15 protein-coding genes are annotated in these 20362 nt (G+C 64.0%); 6 read left to right on the top strand and 9 right to left on the bottom strand.

From position 1 onward, the window contains the following. Window positions 1–30: 30 nt before the first annotated feature. Complete coding sequence (gene meaB / locus KKQ75_RS03555) at window positions 31–1056, bottom strand: methylmalonyl Co-A mutase-associated GTPase MeaB (RefSeq protein WP_213360355.1); 1026 nt, start codon at window positions 1054–1056, stop codon at window positions 31–33. 97 nt (window positions 1057–1153) lie between these two features. Next, window positions 1154–3328, bottom strand: a complete 2175-nt coding sequence (gene scpA, locus KKQ75_RS03550) for a methylmalonyl-CoA mutase (RefSeq protein ID WP_213360352.1) — start codon at window positions 3326–3328, stop codon at window positions 1154–1156. Between the two features lie 262 nt (window positions 3329–3590). On the opposite strand from scpA, the gene KKQ75_RS03545 reads away from it, so the two are divergent. Next, on the top strand, window positions 3591–4292 hold the full coding sequence (locus tag KKQ75_RS03545; protein WP_213360351.1) for a GntR family transcriptional regulator: 702 nt from the start codon (window positions 3591–3593) through the stop codon (window positions 4290–4292). 29 nt (window positions 4293–4321) lie between these two features. On the opposite strand, the gene KKQ75_RS03540 is transcribed toward KKQ75_RS03545, so the two are convergent. Next, window positions 4322–5620 (bottom strand): Glu/Leu/Phe/Val family dehydrogenase, encoded by a 1299-nt coding sequence (locus KKQ75_RS03540; protein WP_250130986.1) that lies wholly within the window; start codon window positions 5618–5620, stop codon window positions 4322–4324. A gap of 158 nt (window positions 5621–5778) precedes the next feature. Here KKQ75_RS03540 and dnaG point away from each other — a divergent pair, with 158 nt between their 5' ends. Next, window positions 5779–7773, top strand: a complete 1995-nt coding sequence (gene dnaG, locus KKQ75_RS03535; RefSeq protein WP_213360349.1) for a DNA primase — start codon at window positions 5779–5781, stop codon at window positions 7771–7773. Between the two features lie 34 nt (window positions 7774–7807). Here dnaG and orn read toward each other — a convergent pair whose 3' ends face one another. Further along, window positions 7808–8443 carry an oligoribonuclease gene (gene orn / locus KKQ75_RS03530; RefSeq protein ID WP_213360348.1) on the bottom strand — a complete coding sequence of 212 codons (636 nt, stop codon included), beginning with the start codon at window positions 8441–8443 and terminating at the stop codon, window positions 7808–7810. 103 nt (window positions 8444–8546) lie between these two features. On the opposite strand from orn, the gene KKQ75_RS03525 reads away from it, so the two are divergent. Both KKQ75_RS03525 and rsgA read left to right on the top strand, forming a co-directional pair. Further along, complete coding sequence (locus KKQ75_RS03525; RefSeq protein ID WP_213360347.1) at window positions 8547–9830, top strand: M48 family metallopeptidase; 1284 nt, start codon at window positions 8547–8549, stop codon at window positions 9828–9830. A gap of 4 nt (window positions 9831–9834) precedes the next feature. After that, window positions 9835–10812: a ribosome small subunit-dependent GTPase A gene (gene rsgA / locus KKQ75_RS03520; RefSeq protein WP_213360346.1), complete on the top strand. Its 978-nt coding sequence runs from the start codon at window positions 9835–9837 to the stop codon at window positions 10810–10812. Window positions 10813–10819: 7 nt separating this feature from the next. Here the strand turns inward: rsgA and KKQ75_RS03515 are convergent, their stop codons facing one another. The 3 genes from KKQ75_RS03515 to rplS form a co-directional block, all read right to left on the bottom strand. Then, on the bottom strand, window positions 10820–11872 hold the full coding sequence (locus KKQ75_RS03515; RefSeq protein ID WP_213360345.1) for a cobalamin biosynthesis protein: 1053 nt from the start codon (window positions 11870–11872) through the stop codon (window positions 10820–10822). Between the two features lie 89 nt (window positions 11873–11961). Beyond that, entirely contained in the window at window positions 11962–12735 is a 774-nt protein-coding gene (locus KKQ75_RS03510; RefSeq protein ID WP_213360344.1) for a CoA pyrophosphatase, read from the bottom strand. A gap of 153 nt (window positions 12736–12888) precedes the next feature. After that, window positions 12889–13266, bottom strand: coding sequence for a 50S ribosomal protein L19 (rplS, locus tag KKQ75_RS03505; protein ID WP_091816450.1), 378 nt, complete (start codon window positions 13264–13266; stop codon window positions 12889–12891). A 299-nt stretch (window positions 13267–13565) separates the two neighbouring features. Between rplS and KKQ75_RS03500 the strand changes: the two genes are divergently transcribed. Beyond that, a complete protein-coding gene (locus tag KKQ75_RS03500) occupies window positions 13566–15632 on the top strand; it encodes a bifunctional 2',3'-cyclic-nucleotide 2'-phosphodiesterase/3'-nucleotidase (RefSeq protein ID WP_213360342.1) in 2067 nt (688 codons plus the stop codon). Window positions 15633–15786: 154 nt separating this feature from the next. On the opposite strand, the gene KKQ75_RS03495 is transcribed toward KKQ75_RS03500, so the two are convergent. Continuing rightward, window positions 15787–17940: a c-type cytochrome gene (locus KKQ75_RS03495; RefSeq protein ID WP_250131106.1), complete on the bottom strand. Its 2154-nt coding sequence runs from the start codon at window positions 17938–17940 to the stop codon at window positions 15787–15789. Window positions 17941–18381: 441 nt separating this feature from the next. Then, the gene (ppa, locus tag KKQ75_RS03490; protein WP_213360338.1) at window positions 18382–18909 is read right to left on the bottom strand and encodes an inorganic diphosphatase; all 528 of its coding nucleotides are present in this window, start codon (window positions 18907–18909) and stop codon (window positions 18382–18384) included. Between the two features lie 227 nt (window positions 18910–19136). Here ppa and prfB point away from each other — a divergent pair. Continuing rightward, window positions 19137–20259 (top strand): peptide chain release factor 2 gene (gene prfB / locus KKQ75_RS03485; RefSeq protein ID WP_213360336.1). Its coding sequence is split into 2 segments (ribosomal slippage): window positions 19137–19217 and window positions 19219–20259, totalling 1122 coding nucleotides; the frame shifts between segments, so codons are not numbered across the junction. Window positions 20260–20362 lie beyond the last annotated feature (103 nt).

Below are 20362 nucleotides of genomic sequence, written 5' to 3'. Positions count from 1 at the left end.
CCTGGGGGCAAGCGCCGCAATTCCTGCGGATTACTGCCCCGCCTGGCCCTGGAATGCCTGCAGCAACTGGCGCGCGGCCGTGGATGCAGCCATCTTGCCGTCGCGCACCTGCTCGGTGAACTGCGGCAGGGTGTCTCGCACGCCGGCATTCTGGCGGAATGCCTGCTTGAGGCCGGCATCGATGCGTTCCCACATCCATGCGAGCGACTGATCCTGACGCCGCTGGCCGATATGGCCGTTGTCGGCATTGATCTGGCGGTACTCCTGCACCGTATTCCAGAAATTATCCACCCCGCTGCCCTGCAGAGCACTGATCTGGAGCACTTTAGGCTGCCATTGTGCTTTCTGGCTGGCAGCATCATGGGCGCCATGCTCGGGATTGCCGTGCATGGCGAACAGGCGCAGGCTGGAGGTAATCTGCGCCTGCGCGCGCGTGGCGGCCACCGGGTCGATGTCCGCCTTGTTGATGACGACCAAATCGGCCATCTCCATCACGCCTTTCTTGATGGCCTGCAGGTCGTCACCCGCATTGGGCAGCTGCAGCACCACGAACATGTCGGTCATGTTGGCCACGGCGGTTTCGCTCTGGCCCACACCCACGGTCTCGATGATGACCACGTCGTAGCCGGCGGCTTCGCACACCAGCATGGCTTCGCGCGTCTTCTCGGCCACGCCGCCCAGGTTGCAGCTGCTCGGGCTCGGGCGGATATAGGCGTTGATCTCGGTGCTCAGGCGCTCCATGCGGGTCTTGTCGCCCAGAATGGAGCCGCCGGACAGGCTGGAGGACGGATCGATGGCCAGCACGGCCACTTTCAGGCCCTGCCCGATCAGGTACAGACCCAGGGATTCGATGAAGGTCGACTTGCCGACGCCGGGCACGCCGCTCAGGCCCAGCCGGAAGGCTTTGCCGGTATGGGGCAGCAAGGCGGTCAGCAGCTCGTCGGCCAGCACGCGATGGTCGGGGCGCGTCGATTCGAGCAGCGTGATGGCTTTCGCCACTCCGCGCCGCTCGCCACGCACCACACTCTCCGCCATCTGCGGGACATTGATTTGCATGAACTCTCTTGTCCAGAAACTAGGTGGCAAGAAGCCAGGCGATGGCCTGGCCGCGTAACAGACCGGGCAGCGCAGGCGCCGCCCGGAGTTGTCGATCTCAGGCGTTGGCCTTCTTGATCTGCTCCAGCACGTCCTTGGCGCTGGCCGGGATCGGCGTGCCGGGGCCATAGACGCCCTTCACGCCGGCTTCGAACAGGTAGTCGTAGTCCTGGCGCGGAATCACGCCGCCGACGAACACCACGATGTCGTCCGCGCCCTGGTCCTTCAGCGCCTTGATGATGGCCGGCACCAGCGTCTTGTGGCCGGCAGCCAGCGTGGACACGCCCACGGCATGCACGTCATTCTCGATGGCTTGGCGTGCACACTCTTCCGGCGTCTGGAACAGCGGGCCGATGTCCACGTCAAAGCCCAGGTCGGCAAAGGCGGTAGAGACCACCTTGGCGCCGCGGTCGTGACCGTCCTGGCCCAGCTTGGCGATCATCACGCGCGGACGACGGCCCTGCTGCTCGGCGAATTCGGCGATTTCGGACTTGAGCTTTTCCCAGCCCTCGGCGGAGTCATAAGCGGCAGCGTACACACCAGTCACCTTTTGCGTATCCGCACGATGGCGGCCAAACACCTTCTCGAGGGCGTCAGAGATTTCGCCACCGGTGGCGCGCAGGCGCGCGGCCTTGATGGACAGGTCCAGCAGGTTGCCCTGGCCGGATTCGGCAGCGGCAGTCAGCGCGTCCAGCGCGGCCTGCACGGCAGCGTTGTCACGCGAAGCCTTGATGCTGTTGATGCGGGCGATCTGCGCCTCGCGCACCTTGACGTTGTCGACTTCCAGGATGTCGACGTTGTCTTCCTTGGCCAGCTTGTACTTGTTGACGCCGACGATGACGTCCTTGCCGCAGTCGATGCGCGCCTGCTTCTCGGCAGCGGCGGCCTCGATCTTGAGCTTGGCCCAGCCGCTGTCCACGGCCTTGGTCATGCCGCCCATGGCGTCCACTTCCTCGATGATCTTCCAGGCGGCATCTGCCATTTCCTGGGTCAGCTTTTCCATCATGTAGGAACCGGCCCAGGGGTCGATCACGTTGGTGATGTGGGTTTCTTCCTGAATGATCAGCTGCGTGTTGCGGGCAATGCGGGCGGAGAATTCGGTCGGCAGCGCAATCGCCTCATCGAGCGCGTTGGTGTGCAGCGACTGGGTGCCGCCGAACACGGCTGCCATGGCCTCGATGGTGGTGCGCACCACGTTGTTGTACGGGTCCTGCTCGGTGAGCGACCAGCCGGAAGTCTGGCAGTGCGTGCGCAGCATCAGGCTCTTCGGGTTCTTGGGGTTGAACTCCTTCATGATGCGGCACCACAGCAGACGTGCGGCGCGCATCTTGGCGATTTCCAGATAGAAGTTCATGCCGATGGCCCAGAAGAAGGACAGGCGGCCGGCGAAGGCGTCCACGTCCATGCCCTTGGCCAGCGCCGTCTTCACATACTCCTTGCCGTCGGCCAGCGTGAAGGCCAGCTCCAGCGCCTGGTTGGCGCCCGCTTCCTGCATGTGGTAGCCGGAGATCGAGATCGAGTTGAACTTGGGCATGTTCTGGCTCGTGTACTCGATGATGTCGCCGATGATTTTCATCGACGGCTGCGGCGGGTAGATGTAGGTGTTGCGGACCATGAACTCCTTGAGGATGTCGTTCTGGATGGTGCCGCTGAGCTTGTCCTGCGAAACGCCCTGCTCTTCGGCCGCCACCACGTAGCCGGCCAGCACGGGCAGCACGGCGCCGTTCATGGTCATGGAGACGGACACCTTGTCGAGCGGGATGCCGTCGAACAGGATTTTCATGTCCTCGACGCTGTCGATGGCCACGCCGGCCTTGCCCACGTCACCGGTGACGCGCGGATGGTCGGAATCGTAGCCGCGGTGCGTGGCCAGGTCGAACGCCACGGACACGCCCTGCCCGCCGGCAGCCAGTGCCTTGCGGTAGAACGCGTTGGATTCTTCTGCGGTGGAAAAGCCCGCGTACTGGCGGATGGTCCAGGGGCGCACCGCGTACATGGTGGCCTGCGGGCCGCGCAGGAAGGGCTCGAAGCCGGGCAGCGTGTTGGCGTAGGGCAGATCCTTGATGTCCTCGGCCGTGTACAGCGGCTTGACCGTAATGTGGTCGGGCGTGATCCAGTTCAGCGCATTGACATCGCCGCCGGGTGCCGACTTGGTTGCAGCCTTGTGCCAGTCTTCCAGCGTGCTGCTGGCGAAGACGGGAGCTTGGGAGGAGGTTTGGTCTGACGATGCCATAACGACGTTCCTTCTGGTACTAAATCTAAGGGCCCTGTTTACTGAACACCCCGCTCCGGCACGCAGGCACAAGGCCGCGAACGCTAGCAAGGGCTGGCACAAATAGGCATGGCACGACTGCAGTCGGCGTTTACCCGCATGACTGCATGTCTGTGCGTATGCTACCCATCCTTACCAAGGGCAACAATTCATAATTATGAATGCAAAATCCTCCATCACGCTTACAATCCGAGCGTAACCGTCATCTAAATTTCACATTCGCATGCAGAGTACTGCCCGTCCCTTCCAGCGTTCGGCGGCCGACGTCCGGCCGGGCTCGGCACGTCCGCTCTATGCCGAGGTGGCGGACCTGTTGCGCCAGCGCATCCTGCAGCAGAAACTGATGCCCGGCGCCTGGATCGACGAGATGAAGCTGGCCGAGGAAATGGGCATCAGCCGCACGCCGATGCGCGAGGCCATCAAGGTGCTGGCGGCCGAAGGCCTGGTCACCATCAAGGTGCGGCGTGGCGCCTATGTGACAGAAATCCCCGAGGACGAGGTGCGCGAAATCTACCACCTGCTGGGCCTGCTGGAAAGCGACGCGGCCGCCGATGTGGCGCGCACGGCCACGGAGTCCGAATTGCAGCACCTCACGCGCCTGCATCAGCAGCTGGAAGCCCAGGGGCGTCAACTGGTGGAGCTGCCCGGCGATACCGCGCTGATCGACCAGTTCTTTGCCACCAACCAGGCGTTTCACCAGTTCCTGCTCGATGCCAGCCGCAACCGCTGGCGCACCCAGATCGTGAATGACCTGCGCAAGGTGATGCAACTGGGCCGCCACCACTCCTTGTTCAAGCAGGGGCGGGTGCAGCAGTCCATGGAAGAACATGCGGCCATCCTGCTGGCGCTGGTGGCACGCGATCCGCAGGCGGCGGCCCAGGCCATGCGCATGCACTTCGCGCAAGGCCTGCAGGCGATTGGCTGAGCGGCGGGCGCCGCTCCCCGTCTACCCCATCAAGGATACAGGCCGCGCATTTCGCGGGCCTGCAGGATGCGTGTGCATGCCACGATGAAGGCCGCCGTGCGCAGGCTGACATTGTGCTCGCGTGCGGTCGCCGCCACAGACTTGTAGGCCTCGCGCATGATACGCGTGAGGCGCTGGTTGATTTCGTCCTCGTTCCAGAAGAAGTTGGAGAAATCCTGCACCCATTCGAAGTAGGACACCGTCACGCCGCCGGCGTTGGCCAGCACGTCGGGCACCATGTGGACGCCGTTTTCCTGCAGGATGTCGTCCGCCTCGGGCGTGGTCGGGCCGTTGGCGCCTTCCACCACCACCTTGGCACGCACGGTGCCGGCGTTGCCGGCATGCAACTGGCCTTCCAGAGCCGCCGGAATCAGGAATTCGCATTCCAGCGCCCAGAACTCTTCCGGCGTGATGTTGGTCGCGGCAAAGCCTTCCAGGCTGCCGTTCTGTGCCACATGCGCCAGCGCCGCCGGGATGTCCAGGCCTTGTTCGGCATACACCGTGGCCTTGTGGTCCTGCAAGGCAATCACCTTGGCGCCCGCTTCATGGAACAGGCGTGCCGCCGTTCCGCCTACGTTGCCGGCACCCTGCACCACCACGCGCGCACCCTTGAGTTCCATGCCCAGGTCGTGCGCCGCTTCGCAGGTGACCACGAACACGCCGCGGCCGGTGGCATCGCGGCGGCCCAGGCTGCCACCCAGCGAAATCGGCTTGCCGGTAACAACGCCGGTGGCTGTTTCGCCGAGGTTGACGGAATAGGTGTCCATCATCCAGGCCATGACCTGCTCGTTGGTGTTCACGTCCGGCGCGGGAATGTCCTTGCTGGGGCCGATGATGATGCCGATCTCGCTGGTGTAGCGGCGCGTCAGGCGCTCCAGCTCGCCACGCGACAGCTGGCGCGGATCGACACGGATGCCACCCTTGGCACCGCCATAGGGCACGTTGACGGCCGCGTTCTTGATCGACATCCAGGCCGACAGCGCCATCACTTCGGACAGGGTCACGTCCTGGTGGAAGCGCACGCCGCCCTTGCCGGGGCCGCGGGAAATATTGTGCTGCACGCGATAGCCTTCGTAGTGCATGATGCGGCCGTCGTCCATCTCGATCGGCACATCCACCACCAGGATCCGCTTAGGCCTCTTGAGCGTCTCCACCCAGCGCGACAGGTGGCCCAGGTAGGGCGTGACGCGGTCGACCTGGCGCAGGTAGGTGTCCCAGGGACCGAGATGGGCCGGATCCAGATAGGACGGCAGCGCGTGGGCGGATTGTGCGGACAATTGTTCTGTCATTTTGCGAAGTCTCCTTGTATGTAACACCCTCTCGTGAAGGGCTTTGCCAGTATGCCAAAGCGGTTTGCGCAAAGCGATTGAAATTACGCAAAGAGCCCTTCCGCACCATGGGCATCCGCGGCGGCAACCCGGCCGCGCCCACCCTATAAAATCCCCGCATGGCAATTCCCCACGGCTTCATCCAGGATCTGCTCGCCCGCGTCGACGTGGTCGAGGTGGTGGGCCGCTACGTGCAATTGCGCAAGACGGGGGCCAACTTTCTCGGGCTCTGCCCCTTCCATGGCGAGAAATCGCCCTCCTTCACCGTCAGCCCGACCAAGCAGTTCTACCACTGCTTCGGCTGCGGCAAGAACGGCGATGCCATCCGCTTCCTGATGGAGCACAACGGCATGAGCTTCGTCGAGGCCGTGCAGGATCTGGCCCAGCAGCATGGCCTGCAGGTGCCCGATGACCATGCTACCCCGGAAGAGCGTGCGCGTGCCGCCGAGCGCAAGCAGAAGCAGGCCACGCTGACCGACGTGCTGGAAAAGGCCTGTGATGACTACCGCAAGCAGCTGCGCACGGCGCAGGTGGCCATCGACTATCTCAAGCAGCGCGGGCTGACAGGCCGCATCGCGGCCCGCTTCGGCCTGGGCTATGCCCCGCCTGGCTGGCACCACCTGGCCAGCGTGTTTCCCGATTACACCGAGCCGCTGCTGGAAGAAGCCGGCCTGGTGATCCGGCACGAGAAAGACGGGGAGCATGGCGAAGACAAACGCTATGACCGCTTCCGACATCGCGTCATGTTCCCCATCAGGAATATCAAGGGTGAATGCATCGGTTTTGGCGGGCGCGTGCTGGGCGACGACAAGCCCAAATACCTGAACTCGCCCGAAACGCCGGTCTTCAGCAAGGGGCGCGAGCTGTACGGTCTGTACGAGGCACGCGATGCCTTGCGCGAGCAGGGTTTTGCCCTGGTGACCGAAGGCTATATGGACGTGGTGGCGCTGGCCCAGCTCGGATTTGCCAATGCCGTGGCCACGCTGGGCACGGCCTGTACGCCCGACCATATGCACAAGCTGTTCCGCTATACCGATCAGGTGGTGTTCAGTTTCGACGGCGACAATGCCGGGCGCCGGGCCGCGCACAAGGCGCTGGTGGCCGCCCTGCCCTATGCCACCGACACACGCAGCATCAAGTTCCTGTTTCTGCCGCCCGAGCACGATCCCGACAGCTATATCCGCGCCCATGGGCCGGAAGCATTTGCCGCGCTGATCAGGCAGGCGACGCCGCTGAGCGTGTTCCTGCAGCAGGTGGGCAGCGAGGATTGCGATCTGGATTCGGCCGAGGGGCGTGCCCGCATGGCGAGCCAGACACGGCCGCTGTGGCAGGCGCTGCCGGAAGGGGCACTGCGCAGCCAGCTGCTGGCCGAGCTGGCGGCCAGGACGCAATTGCAGGTGGACGAGTTGCGTTCGCTCTGGCAGACCCAGGCAGCCCACGCCAGCCCGGCGCCACGACGGCATGAGGAGCCTTCCAGGCCGCCCGAGTTTTCCGGCGATTACGGCACTCCGCCATCCTCGCAGGAGCCGCCCTGGATGCAGGGAGGCTGGGATGCTCCCGAACCTGCCTCCCGCCAGCGCAGCTGGACACCGGGCCGCTCCGGCACCGGCGGCGCCAAACGCTCCGGCAGCTGGAACCGCAACTCTTCGCCACCGGCACCGCGCGGCCGCGTGCGCCCCACCAGCGGTGCCGACCATGCCTTGCGCCTGCTGCTGCTGCACATGCCGCTGTGGGAGTCGCTGCCGCCGGACAGCCATGCCCTGCTCTGCGGCCTGCCGGCCCCGCACGGTCCGCTGTTCGTCTGGCTAGACAGCCAGTACCAGGAACATGGCGCCCTGGCCTGGGGTGCACTGGAACAGGCCCTGCCGCAGGCGCCGTTCGGGGACACAGGACTGAGTCTGGTGAAACAGTATCAGGCGCTGGGCCTGTCGCCCGAACTGCAGGAAGTGCGGGTGGACCTGCGCTCGGCCTTGCGCGGCCTGCAACTGGAAGAACTCAAGCGCCAGGAAACCCAGGCAGCGCAGGAAGGCGATCTGGCACGCATGCGGCAGCTGCAGCAGCAGCGCGCTGCGCTGTCCGGGCCGCCCGGACAGGAAGAAGCGGATCGCGACTGAGCCCGCCAGCGCGCACTGGCCGCCAACGCAGTGATCAGGCGGCGCCTTCCTGCACCGGTGTGGCCGCCTCCAGGCGCAGGAAAGTATCCCGGTAATAAACCAGTTCCTGGATCGATTCCTCCACATCGGCCAGCGCCGTGTGCTTCTGGTGCTTCTTGAAAGCCGCGTGCAGTTCGGGGCGCCAGCGGCGGGCCAGCTCCTTGAGCGTGCTCACATCCAGGTTGCGATAGTGGAAATACGCCTCCAGTCTGGGCATGTACTTGACCAGAAAGCGCCGATCCTGCCCGATGGTGTTGCCGCACATGGGCGACTTCGATTTGCTCACGTACTTCTTGATGAACGCCAACAGCTGCTTCTCGGCATCGGCCTCGCTGGTGGTGCTGGTCTTGACCTTTTCCGTCAGGCCGCTGCGGCCATGCGTGCCCTTGTTCCAGGCATCCATGGCATTGAGCACCGCATCGTCCTGATGGATCACCACCACAGGGCCGGGCACGCGAATGGACAGATCCGGGCTGGTGATGATGACGGCAATCTCGAGCAGTCGCTCCTTCTCCGGGTCCAGGCCGGACATCTCGCAGTCGAGCCAGATCAGGTTGTCATCGTTCTTGGGCAGGTGAGGCACGGGCTCGGCCGGGGTTTCGGCAGTGGCAGGCAGATGGTCGGATTTCATCCCCGTATTGTCTCGCAAGCGGGACGGTTTCGGCGCCTGCATTGCTGCGGCAACCAACTGTTTGATACGCGCCGGGAGCCTGTCGGCCGTTACACTTGCGGGCATGGATGCCCAACTCTTCGATATCAGTTACCTGAACGGCTTTACCGGACTGTTCGTGATCGTTCTGCTGGCCGGACTGCTGGTGCGCTTCTGGCTGGCCACACGCCAGATGCGCCACGTAGCCTGGCGCCGCGAACAGGTTCCGGAAGCATTTGCCGGCGTGATCAGCCAGGCCGCCCACCAGAAAGCCGCTGCCTACACCATCGCCAAGAACCAGTTCGACCTGTGGCAGTCGGTGTATTCGGCCGCCATCCTGATTGGCTGGACGCTGCTTGGCGGACTGGCGCTGCTCAACTACACCCTGTTGAGCCGCATCGAGCACCCGATGTGGCAGCAGCTGGCCCTGCTGGCGGGCTTCTTCCTGATCAACGGCCTGCTGGAGTTGCCGCTGGGCTGGTACCAGACTTTCAGACTGGAAGAGCGCTTTGGCTTCAACAAGAGCACGATCGGCCTGTGGCTGGCCGACCTCGTCAAGGGGACGTTGATGGCTGCCGTGATCGGCCTGCCACTGGCCGCCCTGTTCCTGTGGCTGATGCAGCAGGCCGGCAGCCTGTGGTGGCTGTGGGCCTGGGGCATCTGGGTGGTGTTCAACCTGCTGCTGATGGTGATTTTCCCGACGTTCATCGCGCCGCTGTTCAACAAGTTCAAGCCGCTGCAAGACGGCGAACTGGCCCAGCGCGTGAAGGCGCTGATGCAGCGCTGCGGATTCAACGCCAAGGGGCTGTTCGTGATGGATGGCAGCAAGCGCAGTGCGCATGCCAACGCCTACTTTACCGGGCTGGGCAGCTCCAAGCGGGTAGTGTTCTTCGATACGCTGCTGGCTCGCCTGCAGCCGGACGAGGTGGAGGCCGTGCTCGCCCATGAGCTCGGCCATTTCCACTTCCGCCATATCGCCAAGCGCCTGGTCGCCATGTTCGCATTGAGCCTGGCCGCCTTTGCCCTGCTCGGCTGGCTCTACAGCAGGGTGTGGTTCTACACCGGTCTGGGGGTGGTGCCCAACATGATGTCGCCTAACGCCGCGCTGGCGCTGATCCTGTTCATGCTGATGGCACCGGTGTTCAGCTACTTCCTGTCGCCGTTGATGGCGCAGCTCTCGCGCAGGCACGAGTTCGAGGCCGATGCCTATGCCGTGCGCCAGACCGGCAAGACCGCCCTGCCCGCCGCCCTGCTCAAGCTCTACGAGGACAATGCCTCCACGCTCACGCCGGATCCGCTGTATGTGAAGTTCTACTACTCGCATCCTCCCGCCAGCGAACGGCTGGCACGCATGGCGCAGGCGGCCTGAGACCATGGCCAGGCCCTCCCGCTCCCGCAACGCGCCCGCCGCCTCAAACGCCTTGCAGCAAGGTCTGGTGGTTTCCAGCCATGGCCGTCACAGCGTGATCGAATGCCCGGACGGCAGCCGCCGCATCGTGCATCCGCGCGGCAAGAAGAACCAGGCCGTGGTAGGCGACCGCATTGCCTGGGCGGCGCAGCCCGAGGGCCAGGGAGACGACGGCACCATCGAGCGCGTGGAAGAGCGCCGCAACCTGTTCTACCGGCAGGACGAGATGCGCACCAAGGCCTTTGCCGCCAATATCGACCAGGTGCTGGTCTGGCTGGCGGCCGAGCCGGAGTTTTCGCACAAGCTGCTGGCACGGGCCCTGATCGCGGCCGAAGCGGCCCATATTCCTCCGCTGATCGTGCTGAACAAGTCCGATCTGGGTGAACTGCATGCGCGCGGCTGGGAACGGCTGGCGCCCTACCGCGCCATGGGCTACCCGGTGCTGGGCCTGTCGCTGGCGGATGCCGGGCACCGCCCGGACGATGCCGCGCTGCAGGCGCTGCGCGAGGCACTGCAGGGCAAGGCGACGCTGGTGCTCGGCCCCTCCGGCACAGGCAAGAGCACGCTCATCAACTGGCTGCTGCCCGGCGCCAATGTGCAGACGGGAGAAATCTCGCAGGCACTCAATTCGGGCAAGCACACCACCACGAGCACGCACTGGTACTGGATCGGCCGCGACAACCAGACCGCCGTGATCGACTCACCGGGCTTTCAGGAGTTCGGCCTGCACCATGTGCAGCCGACCGATCTGGCCTCCTACATGCCGGACCTGCGCCAGCATGTGTCGCAGTGCAAGTTCTACAACTGCACCCATCTGCACGAGCCGGGCTGCGGCGTGCTGGCGCAGGTAGGCGCACCGCTGGACGATGGCGGCATCCATCCCTTGCGGCACAAGTTTTATGCCGAGCTGTTCGCGGAACGGGTGGCGGACCAGCGTTATTGATCCGGCCTCAGCTGACCCAGGAAGTAAACCCCACCAACGCAATCAGGCCGCCCCACATCAGGATGGCGCGCCAGACCAGGCCGACCAGCAATTGCAGGTGCTGCATGCCCACGGTGATCGCCGCCGGTGCAGCCTGCGTGACCTGCGGCGCTCCATAGGCCTCCACGCCCGTTTCCGAAACGCCGTCCTCTGCCACCGCGGCATCACGCTCGCGCCCGGCAGGTGCGGGCAGGCGTGCCAGATCCTGCTGGTTGTCCAGCGCCAGCGGCCAGGGCAGATCCACCGCACCCATGGCCGATGCCAGCACCACAGCTTCGGCATCGGTGCTGGCGATGGTGCCGGGGGTACTGGCCGCCTGGCGCCAGTTGTCCACCGCCTGCTCGAAGTTGCCGGCTACTGCAAAGCTCGCAGCCGTGGCCCGGGCAGGAATCCAGTTGATCCAGTTCCAGGCGGCCTGCGCCTGATCCGGCAGCCTGTCGGCCATCTGGCCATCGCCGGCATTGCGCTGCTCGCGCCAGTAGCGCGCCACGTATTCGGACGCGCGGAACAGCACGGCACCAGCCGGGCCCAGCCCCAGGGCCGCCCCGATCAGGAAAGCCACCAGCACGCCGAATACATGGCGATGCGCATCGAGCACGGCATGCTCGATCACCTGCCGCATGATGCCGCTGCGCGGCAGATGTGCCGTTTCCACACTCTTCCACTCCGCCAGCAACTGGCGTGCACGGATTTCGTCGCCCATGTCCAGCGCGTCACGGATACCCGTGATGTGATGGCTGAACTGGCGGAATCCCAGGGTGACGAACAGCACTGCCGTGCTCCACAGCCACGCCAGCAACCAGCCCGCTTCATGCAGGGTGGCATAGACGAGCGCGACCATGATGGTGGGCAGCGCCACGGCTGCCCCCCAGGCCAGCCAGCCCTGGCCGGGCTTGCCGGCGGTCAGGTTGCGCGCAGCCCAGTCCGCCAACTGGCGGTAGAGGTGGTAGACCGGGTTGTGCAGGGGCAATGGATAGACCTGCTCGATCAGCAGGGCACAGACGATTGCAAAGAATGCCATGGAGCGTAGAAAGCGATCATTGACGCGGGACCAGGCCCGCAACTATCCGGCAGGATAGCACCGATTTCGGCATGACGCGTGAAGGCCGCTCATGCGGCAAGAAAGCGATACAGATTGCGCAAGATGCCGGCAGTTACGCCCCAGATGTAACGTTCGCGCCCCGCCTGCAGGTCGTAATACGGCATGGAAAACCACTCGCGCCGGTGGTTGTGCGCCGGCTGCCACTGATGCAGGCGGTGATGCTGCGGATCCATCAGGAAATCCAGTGGAACGGTGAACACTTCGTCCACCTCGAAGGGATTGGGGGCAAATTCGAGCGTGGGCGGCAGCACGGCCACGACCGGCGTCACGTGGTAGCCGGTGCCGGTGATATACAGCGGCAGCTGGCCCAGCACCTCCACGCCCTCCGACGGCACGCCGACCTCTTCATGGGCCTCGCGCAAGGCCGCAGCCACGGCATCCGGGTCTTCGTCGTCGATCTTGCCACCGGGAAAGGCGATCTGGCCGCCATGCGATCGCAGGTGCGGCGTGCGCTGCGTGAGCACCACGCGCAGGCCGGATGTGGGGGCCGTGATCTCGGGCGGCTGCCAGGGCTGCAGGCCGATCAACACGGCAGCATCGCGCGGCGAATGCTCCTTCGGATACAGCTCGCGGCGCAGTTCCTGCTCCCAGGGGGGCGGCTCGGCAAAGCGCTGCTGCAGCGCCGGCACGGACAGGCGCTCGCCCGGCACCGCGATCTGACGGTGCACGTTCTCGGTCGCCTCCTGCCATATCGGCACGTCGCGCGGATCGAAAATGCCCGGCTGCACGGCGTGGTCATTGTCGGGAGAAACTTCCTGGGACTTCTTTGTGGAGCTTGTCATTGATGCCACCCTGGATACCCCGCTGCCAGGCGGCTGGCACGGAGCACTTGCGCCACACAGTGTAGCGCCAAGAAAAAACCGCTTGCAGCACAGGGCGGCAAGCGGTTCCTTCTGCGGCTGCACGAGGCAGCCACAATGCCAAGTTGCGACAGATTACTCTGCAGCGACCTTGACGCGAGACGGCAGCTTTTCCTTGATGCGGGCCGACTTGCCGCTGCGCTCGCGCAGGTAGTACAGCTTGGCACGACGCACGTCACCACGGCGCTTCACTTCAATACCGGCAATCAGCGGGCTGTAGGTCTGGAAGGTACGCTCCACGCCTTCGCCGCTGGAGATCTTGCGCACGGTGAAGCCGCTGTTCAGGCCGCGATTGCGCTTGGCAATCACCACGCCTTCGTAAGCCTGCACACGCTTGCGCGTGCCTTCAACCACGTTCACGGACACGATCACGGTATCGCCGGGGGCGAATTCGGGGATCTTCTTGCCGAGACGCTCGATCTCTTCTTTTTCCAGGGTCTGGATCAGGTTCATTGTCAGTTCCTAATGCTTTCCGATCGTATTCAAGCTACACAAAAGGCCTCTTCACACAACCATCACGGCGATGGCTGGCTGCTGCTGGCGGCTCCTGCCTGACAGGATGGCTCGCCCAGCGAGGCGGCTAACAGAGGATCGAAACCGCGCATTATATTCCGGCCTCGCGGTACCGGTCAAGAAAAAGCGCAATGTTGGCGCGCAGATACAGGCTGCGTCATGGGCGTGCCATGAAAGCTTCAATGAAGCTTCACATGCGCTTTCTAGACTGCGGACTTTTCCCGTCATGGAGTCGCCCGATGCCCCTGCCCCATTCCCTGTTCCGCTGGGTCCTGCCCCTCGCCACTGCTGCCGTACTGGCAGCCTGCGGTGGCGACAGCAACACCTCCGAGAAACCTGTTCCGGCACCGCAGATCGCCGATGGCACGCGTGCCACGGTAGCGCTGCTGGAAACCAGCGACCTGCACAGCAACATCCGCAGCTACGACTATTTCAAACTCGCCGAAGACCAGAGCTACGGTTTCGAGCGAACCGCCACGCTGATCCAGCAGGCGCGCAGCGAATTTGCCAACAACGTGCTGCTGGACAATGGCGACACCATCCAGGGCACGGCATTGGCCGACTACGAGGCCACGGTCAACCCCGTCAGCTGCGAGCAGACCCTGTCGATGTACAGGGTCATGAACCATTACAAGTACGACGTGGGCACGCTGGGCAACCATGAGTTCAACTACGGCCTGCCGTTCCTGAGCCAGGTGCTGGGCGGCGGCCTGAACGTGGGCGGCGTCGACCCCGGCCAGAAGTGCAAGGGCCCCGAGTTTCCCATGGTGCTGGCCAATGTGTACAGCCTGAAGACAGGCCAGCCGCTGGTGCAGCCCTACACCATCCTGCAGCGCGAATTCACCGCCACCACGCCCGATGGCAAGACCGTGAAAGTGCCGGTCAAGGTCGGCGTGATCGGCTTCACCACGCCCGGCATCATGAACTGGGACAAGCGCTTTGTGGAAGGCAAACTGCGCATCGACGGTGCCGTAGAAACGGCGCAGAAATACCTGCCCGAAATGCGGCAGAAAGGCGCCGACGTGGTGGTGGCACTGGTGCACGGCGGCCTGAGCAGTGTCCCCTACTCTGCCACGATGGAAAACCCGGCGCTGCATCTTTCCAAGGTGCCCGGCATCGATGCCATGTTCATGGGCCACTCGCACAGCCTGTTCCCCGATCGCGGCGCCAACCCCGCCTACACCATGGAAGGCGTGGACAACGCCGCCGGCACCATCCATGGCGTGCCGGCTACCATGCCCAGCTTCTGGGGCAAGGCACTGGGCGTGATCAAGCTCGAACTGGTGCGCGATGCCAAGGCCAAGGCCTGGGTGATCGACAAGAGCAAGACGCTGGTCGAGGCGCGCGAGACCGTGACCGAGCGCGATGCCAAAGGCAAGGCCACCGCCTATGTGGCTCCCGATCCGAAGGTAGCCGAACTGGTGGAAGCGCAGCATCAGGCCACCATCACCTACGTGAAAACACCCATCGGCAGCTCCGACTTCCGCATGAGCACCTACTTCGCCGACGTGGGAGACCCGACCGCCATCCAGATCGTGAGCCAGGCACAGCAGGACTACGTGGCCCGCTACGTACAAGCCAACCTGCCGCAATACAAGGATCTGCCGGTGCTGTCGGTGAGCGCGCCCTTCAAGTCCGGCTATGGCGGTGGCGCCGACTTTACCGATGTGGCAGCCGGCCCGATCGCCATCTACAACGCGGCTGACCTCTACCTGTACCCCAACACGGTCTATGCCGTGAAGGTGACCGGCAGCGAGATCAAGGGCTGGCTGGAAGGCGCTGCCAAGCGCTTCAACCGGATCGACCCTGCCGTGGCCACGCAGCAGAAGCTGATCAGCACCTTCCCCGGCTACAACCACGACATGTTCACCACGCCGGACGTGAGCTATATGGTCGATGTGACGCAGCCGGTCGGCCAGCGCATCGTCGACCTGCAATACAAGGGTGCCCCGATCGACCCGGCAGCCAGCTTCATCATTGCGACCAACAACTACCGCGCCACCAGCGGCAAGACCTTCATCGCCGCCCTGGATGGCCGCTCGACCATCTATGCATCTCCCGATGCCAACCGCGATGTGCTGATCCAGTACATCAAGCAGGTGCAGAGCATGACGCGCGCCGCCAATGGCAGCGCCCGCAGCTGGCGCTTCAAGCCGGTGGCGATTGCCGGCAAGGTGGTATTCAGCTCCGGCCAGGACAAGCTGCAACTGGCAGTGGATGCGGGCCTGAACAACATCATGCTCGAGCAACAGGACGATGGTTCGGGCAAGAACATGTCGCTGTACAGCATCGACCTGAGCAAGTAAGTCGGGAGACCGCATCCCTACGCGCACGAAAAAGCACCCCATGAAAACCTGTCTCATGGGGTGCCAATGCGCGCCGGAAACCGGCTGGCAGGGGACTTGTGTGTTGGCCCAGGTGGCAAGTCACGCAAGACTGCCACCCGTCCGGAGAACACACTCAGTAGCGTGCGTCAGCCGGCTTGCCGCCCTTCGGCCAGTCCTTCACCTTGTCCGGGAAGTCCGGGCGCGGCATGTGGCTGAAGTATTCGGCCACGTCCACGGCTTCCTGGTCCGTCAGGCCACCCTGGCCCAGCGGGAACTTGCCATGGAAACCGATCGGCATGTTGCGCTTCACGAAGGCGGCAGCCGTGTAGGTACGGGCCATGCCGGCACCGATGTTGAAGGACATGTCGCCCCACAGCGGCGGGTAGACCCACTTGCCGGCCGCGTCCTTGATGCCTTCGCCATCGGCTCCGTGGCAGGCTGCGCACTGGTTGTCATAGATACGCTTGCCGTTGTCCACATTGGGCTTGATGTCGCGGCTGATCTTGCCGACACCACGGCCTTCCACCTTGTCTTCCGGCTTGGTTTCGCGCTTCATCCAGTCGAAATAGGCCACCATGGCTTTCATCTCTTCGGACTGCAGCGGCAGCGGCTTGCCGTTCATCGAGCGGCGGAAGCAGCCGTTGATCCGGTCTTCCAGCGTGATATCCCGGCCGGCACGTGCGCCATAGCTCGGGAAGAAGGCAGACACGCCCACGTACGGAGAGCCATCGGCCACCGTACCTGCGTTCATGTGGCAGCTGGTGCAGTTGAGCGCGTTGCCCACGTTCTTCGGCAGCAGTTCATGCGTCTGGATGTTCAGGCGCGCGCCCTGCACCAATTGGTCGGCGTTCTTTTCCTTCAGCATGTCGGCCAGGCGCGGGGTCTCGAACTTGCTCTGGTCCACCTTCACGTCCAGGCTCTTGCGCAGGGATGCCACATCCTTGGCGGTAATCTCCTTCGATGCCTGGCCCCAGCTGGAGCGGGTGAAGTTCAGGATTTCCGCGATTTCCTCATCGTTCAGGCGGGCGAAGCCGGGCATGGTCCAGACGCGGGCATGTGCCATGGTCTGGGCCGACCTGGAGCCGGTCAGCATGATGTGAATCAGCGTCGACGGGTCTTCCGACTGCAGAGTAGCGTTGCCGGTCAGCGGCGGGAACACGTTCGGTACGCCGTTGCCATTGGTGCGGTGGCAATCCACGCAGAACTGCAGGTAGCCGAGGCCGCCGCGTGTGGTGTAGATGGAGGCCGGAATGCCGCCTGTTGTGTCAACAGCAGCGCCCGATGCCGGCGTGGACGCGCCTGCAGCAGGAGCCGATGCGCCCGGAGCGCCCATGCCGGAAGCGCCGCCGGCAGCAGCCACCACCATCGGCTTGTCATGCTTGCCGGGCGGCAGCGCCTTCAGGAAGGTACCGATGGCGCGCAGGTCTTCGTCCGTCATGTACTGGGTGCTGTGCTGCACCACGTCCACCATGTTGCCCGAGACGGAGCCGTAGCTGTTTTGGCCGGTCTTGAGCATCTTCACGGTTTCGTCCACCGTCCACAGGTTGCGCAGGCTCAATGCGCGCCAGCCTTCCACCGTCTCGCCGGCGAGGAAGTATTCGCCCTTGGGGCTGGTTTCGGTCATGGTCTTTTCCTGGAAGCCCCAGCCACGCGGGGTATGGCAGGCGCCGCAGTGGCCGAGACCCTGCACCAGATAGGCGCCACGCTGGTAGAGCGGGTCCTTGCCGGCATCGGCCTGGTACGGAGTGTCATCCAGGAACATCCAGTTCCAGAGCTTCAGGCCCCAGCGCTGGTTGAACGGGAAGCCCAGGCCCAGCGGCTCGTTCGCCTGATGGACCGGTGCCACGCCCTTCATCAGGTAGGCATACAGATCCTGCATGTCGTCCTGCGTCATCTTGGCATAGGAAGGGTACGGCATAGCCGGATACAGGTTGTGCCCGTCGGCAGCCACGCCCTTGCGCATGGCGCGGTCGAACTGTTCGAAGGTGTACTTGCCGATGCCGGTTTCGGGATCGGGCGTGATGTTGGTGGAGTGCAGCTGGCCGAATGGCGTTTCGAGCGCCAGACCGCCTGCCATGGGCTTGCCGCCCTTGGCGGTGTGGCAGGCCACGCAATCGCCGAGGCGCGCCACATAACGCCCGCGCTCGACCTGCGCGCGCGTGGCGGGATCCATGTTGGCGGCGTAATTGGCCGGAAGGTCATCGATCACCGTGGGCGCCACGGCATTGACGGTGGGCGCTGTGACCACCATGGCCGAAGCGGCCGAGGCCGGGGCTTGTGCCGCCATCGAAGCGGCTGCGGTCGGCAGCGACGCGGGTGCGCTGGCTACCGATGCCGCAACAGCGGCCGCCGAAGCCGCACCGGCGGGAGCGGGAGCAGAAGCTGCAGGTGCGGAGGCCGATGTTCCCACACCCTGCGCGACCGCAAGGGCTCCACCCAGCGCCAGCGGTAAAACCGCCAGGACAAAACGTCTCATGAAACTCTCCTTCAAATCTCCAACTGCTTGAGAAAGAAGGGGCAGACACGACAAGGCGGCCGTGTACTTACCCGCCAGGCATCACTTGGATGACATGTGCCAGCATACCTTCAGTTTCATGACAAACAAACTGTACGAGCATGCAAATCCGCCGCGAGTTTGCGCCACCACAAAGGAGCAGGATGTTGAGCGGAAGGCAGGTACGAAAAAGGCGCCCGCAGGCGCCCTTGGCAAGAATCGAATGGATTCCGATCAGCCCTTGTAATTGGCCACGCCGTCGGTCACTTCCTTGGTGGCGGCTTCCAGGCCTTCCCAGCCCAGCACCTTGACCCACTTGCCCTTTTCCAGGTCCTTGTAGTGCTCGAAGAAGTGGCTGATGGTCTGCAGCGTCAGCGGGTTCAGGTCTTCCAGCTTGTTGATGTGGTTGTACTGCGGGCAGATCTTGGCGGTGGGCACGGCCAGCACCTTGCCGTCCACGCCGGCTTCGTCTTCCATCTTCAGGATGCCCAGCGCACGGCAGGGAACCACCACGCCGGCCTGCAGCGGAAACGGGGTCATCACCAGCACGTCGACCGGGTCGCCGTCGCCGGACAGGGTTTGCGGCACGTAGCCGTAGTTGACCGGATAGTGCATGGCGGTCGTCATGAAACGATCCACGAACACGGCGCCGGATTCCTTGTCGACCTCGTACTTGACCGGTGCGGCATCTGCCGGAATCTCGATCACGACGTTGAAGGCTTCGGGCAGCTTGGAACCGGGAGTCACTTTGTCGAGGGACATGGGATTTCTCTTTCGTTGAGGATGAAACTGGAACAAATGTAATCGATTGATTTTAGCCGAAACCTCCCTACGGCTGGCTTACGGCTGCATACGCCGGCACGGCAAAGCATGCGACAATAGCCCTCTTGCTGCCGCGCTGACGGCAGCCCCTCATCCTGCCTGCTGCCATGGATGCGGCAGGCCCGCCATCCGGGGCCTTCGCCCCTACAAAATACAAGGAAGATTTCATGGAAGCAGAACGCATCAACGCCATTGGCACCGCCCTGGAAGACCTGTCCGAGCGGACGCAGGAACTACGGGGGTATCTTTGACTACCCTGCCAAAGCCGAACGCCTGAGAACCGTCAACGCTGCGCTGGAAGATCCCGCGGTCTGGAACGATCCGAAAAAAGCCCAGGAGCTGGCCAAGGAAAAGAAATCGCTCGATGACGTGGTCGTCGTGCTGGACGAGCTCACGCAGGAACTGGCAGACAGTACCGAGCTGTACGAAATGAGCTGCGACGAAGACGACTACGCCAGCCTCGAAGCGATCGAGGCCGACGTTGCCGCGATCACCGAGCGCGTGGAAGCGCTCGAGTTCCGCCGCATGTTCAGCCAGCCGGCCGACCCGAACAATGCCTTCCTCGACATCCAGGCCGGCGCCGGCGGCACCGAGGCCTGCGACTGGGCCGGCATGCTGTTGCGCCAGTACGTGCGCTATGCCGAACGCAAGGGCTTCAGCGTCGAGATCCAGGAAGAAACCCCGGGCGATGTGGCCGGCATCAAGAGTGCCAGCCTGAAGATCGACGGCGACTACGCCTTCGGCCTGCTGCGCACCGAAACCGGCGTGCATCGTCTGGTGCGCAAGAGCCCGTTCGACTCCTCGGGCGGCCGTCATACCAGCTTCGCCAGCATCTTCGTCTACCCGGAAATCGACGATTCGATCGAGATCGAAGTCAACCCGGCCGATGTGCGCGTGGATACCTACCGTGCCTCCGGCGCGGGCGGCCAGCACATCAACAAGACCGACTCCGCCGTGCGTCTCACGCACGTGCCCACCGGCATCGTGGTGCAGTGCCAGGACAGCCGCAGCCAGCACAGCAACCGCGACGTGGCCTGGCAGCGCCTGCGCTCGCGCCTGTACGAGCACGAAATGCGCAAGCGCATGGAAGAGCAGGAAAAACTGGAAGCCAGCAAGAGCGACGTGGGCTGGGGCCACCAGATCCGCAGCTACGTGCTGGACAACAGCCGCATCAAGGACCTGCGCACCAACGTCGAAATCAGCAACACGCAGAAGGTGCTGGACGGCGATCTCGATGCCTTCATCGAAGCCTCGCTGAAGGCCGGCGTGGGCAGCGTAAGACCCGCCTGATACAGTGATCCCGTCGCAACCATGATCCGCTCACGGCGGATCATGGCATTTCATGGAGTGGCCGCAACGCCAGTGGCACGTGCGCCTCTCACCGGGTTTGCCT

This window comes from Brachymonas denitrificans, from assembly GCF_907163135.1.
GTDB lineage: Bacteria > Pseudomonadota > Gammaproteobacteria > Burkholderiales > Burkholderiaceae_C > Brachymonas > Brachymonas denitrificans_A.
The sequence above is the reverse complement of the archived record's forward strand: the minus strand, read 5'-3'. Positions and strand labels throughout refer to the sequence as shown.

Coding starts and splice junctions, on each gene's coding strand:
- meaB (WP_213360355.1), bottom strand. CDS start 1,056: ATGCAAATCAATGTCCCGCAGATGGCGGAGAGTGTGGTGCGTGGCGAG.
- scpA (WP_213360352.1), bottom strand. CDS start 3,328: ATGGCATCGTCAGACCAAACCTCCTCCCAAGCTCCCGTCTTCGCCAGC.
- KKQ75_RS03545 (WP_213360351.1), top strand. CDS start 3,591: ATGCAGAGTACTGCCCGTCCCTTCCAGCGTTCGGCGGCCGACGTCCGG.
- KKQ75_RS03540 (WP_250130986.1), bottom strand. CDS start 5,620: ATGACAGAACAATTGTCCGCACAATCCGCCCACGCGCTGCCGTCCTAT.
- dnaG (WP_213360349.1), top strand. CDS start 5,779: ATGGCAATTCCCCACGGCTTCATCCAGGATCTGCTCGCCCGCGTCGAC.
- orn (WP_213360348.1), bottom strand. CDS start 8,443: ATGAAATCCGACCATCTGCCTGCCACTGCCGAAACCCCGGCCGAGCCC.
- KKQ75_RS03525 (WP_213360347.1), top strand. CDS start 8,547: ATGGATGCCCAACTCTTCGATATCAGTTACCTGAACGGCTTTACCGGA.
- rsgA (WP_213360346.1), top strand. CDS start 9,835: ATGGCCAGGCCCTCCCGCTCCCGCAACGCGCCCGCCGCCTCAAACGCC.
- KKQ75_RS03515 (WP_213360345.1), bottom strand. CDS start 11,872: ATGGCATTCTTTGCAATCGTCTGTGCCCTGCTGATCGAGCAGGTCTAT.
- KKQ75_RS03510 (WP_213360344.1), bottom strand. CDS start 12,735: ATGACAAGCTCCACAAAGAAGTCCCAGGAAGTTTCTCCCGACAATGAC.
- rplS (WP_091816450.1), bottom strand. CDS start 13,266: ATGAACCTGATCCAGACCCTGGAAAAAGAAGAGATCGAGCGTCTCGGC.
- KKQ75_RS03500 (WP_213360342.1), top strand. CDS start 13,566: ATGCCCCTGCCCCATTCCCTGTTCCGCTGGGTCCTGCCCCTCGCCACT.
- KKQ75_RS03495 (WP_250131106.1), bottom strand. CDS start 17,940: ATGGCGGCACAAGCCCCGGCCTCGGCCGCTTCGGCCATGGTGGTCACA.
- ppa (WP_213360338.1), bottom strand. CDS start 18,909: ATGTCCCTCGACAAAGTGACTCCCGGTTCCAAGCTGCCCGAAGCCTTC.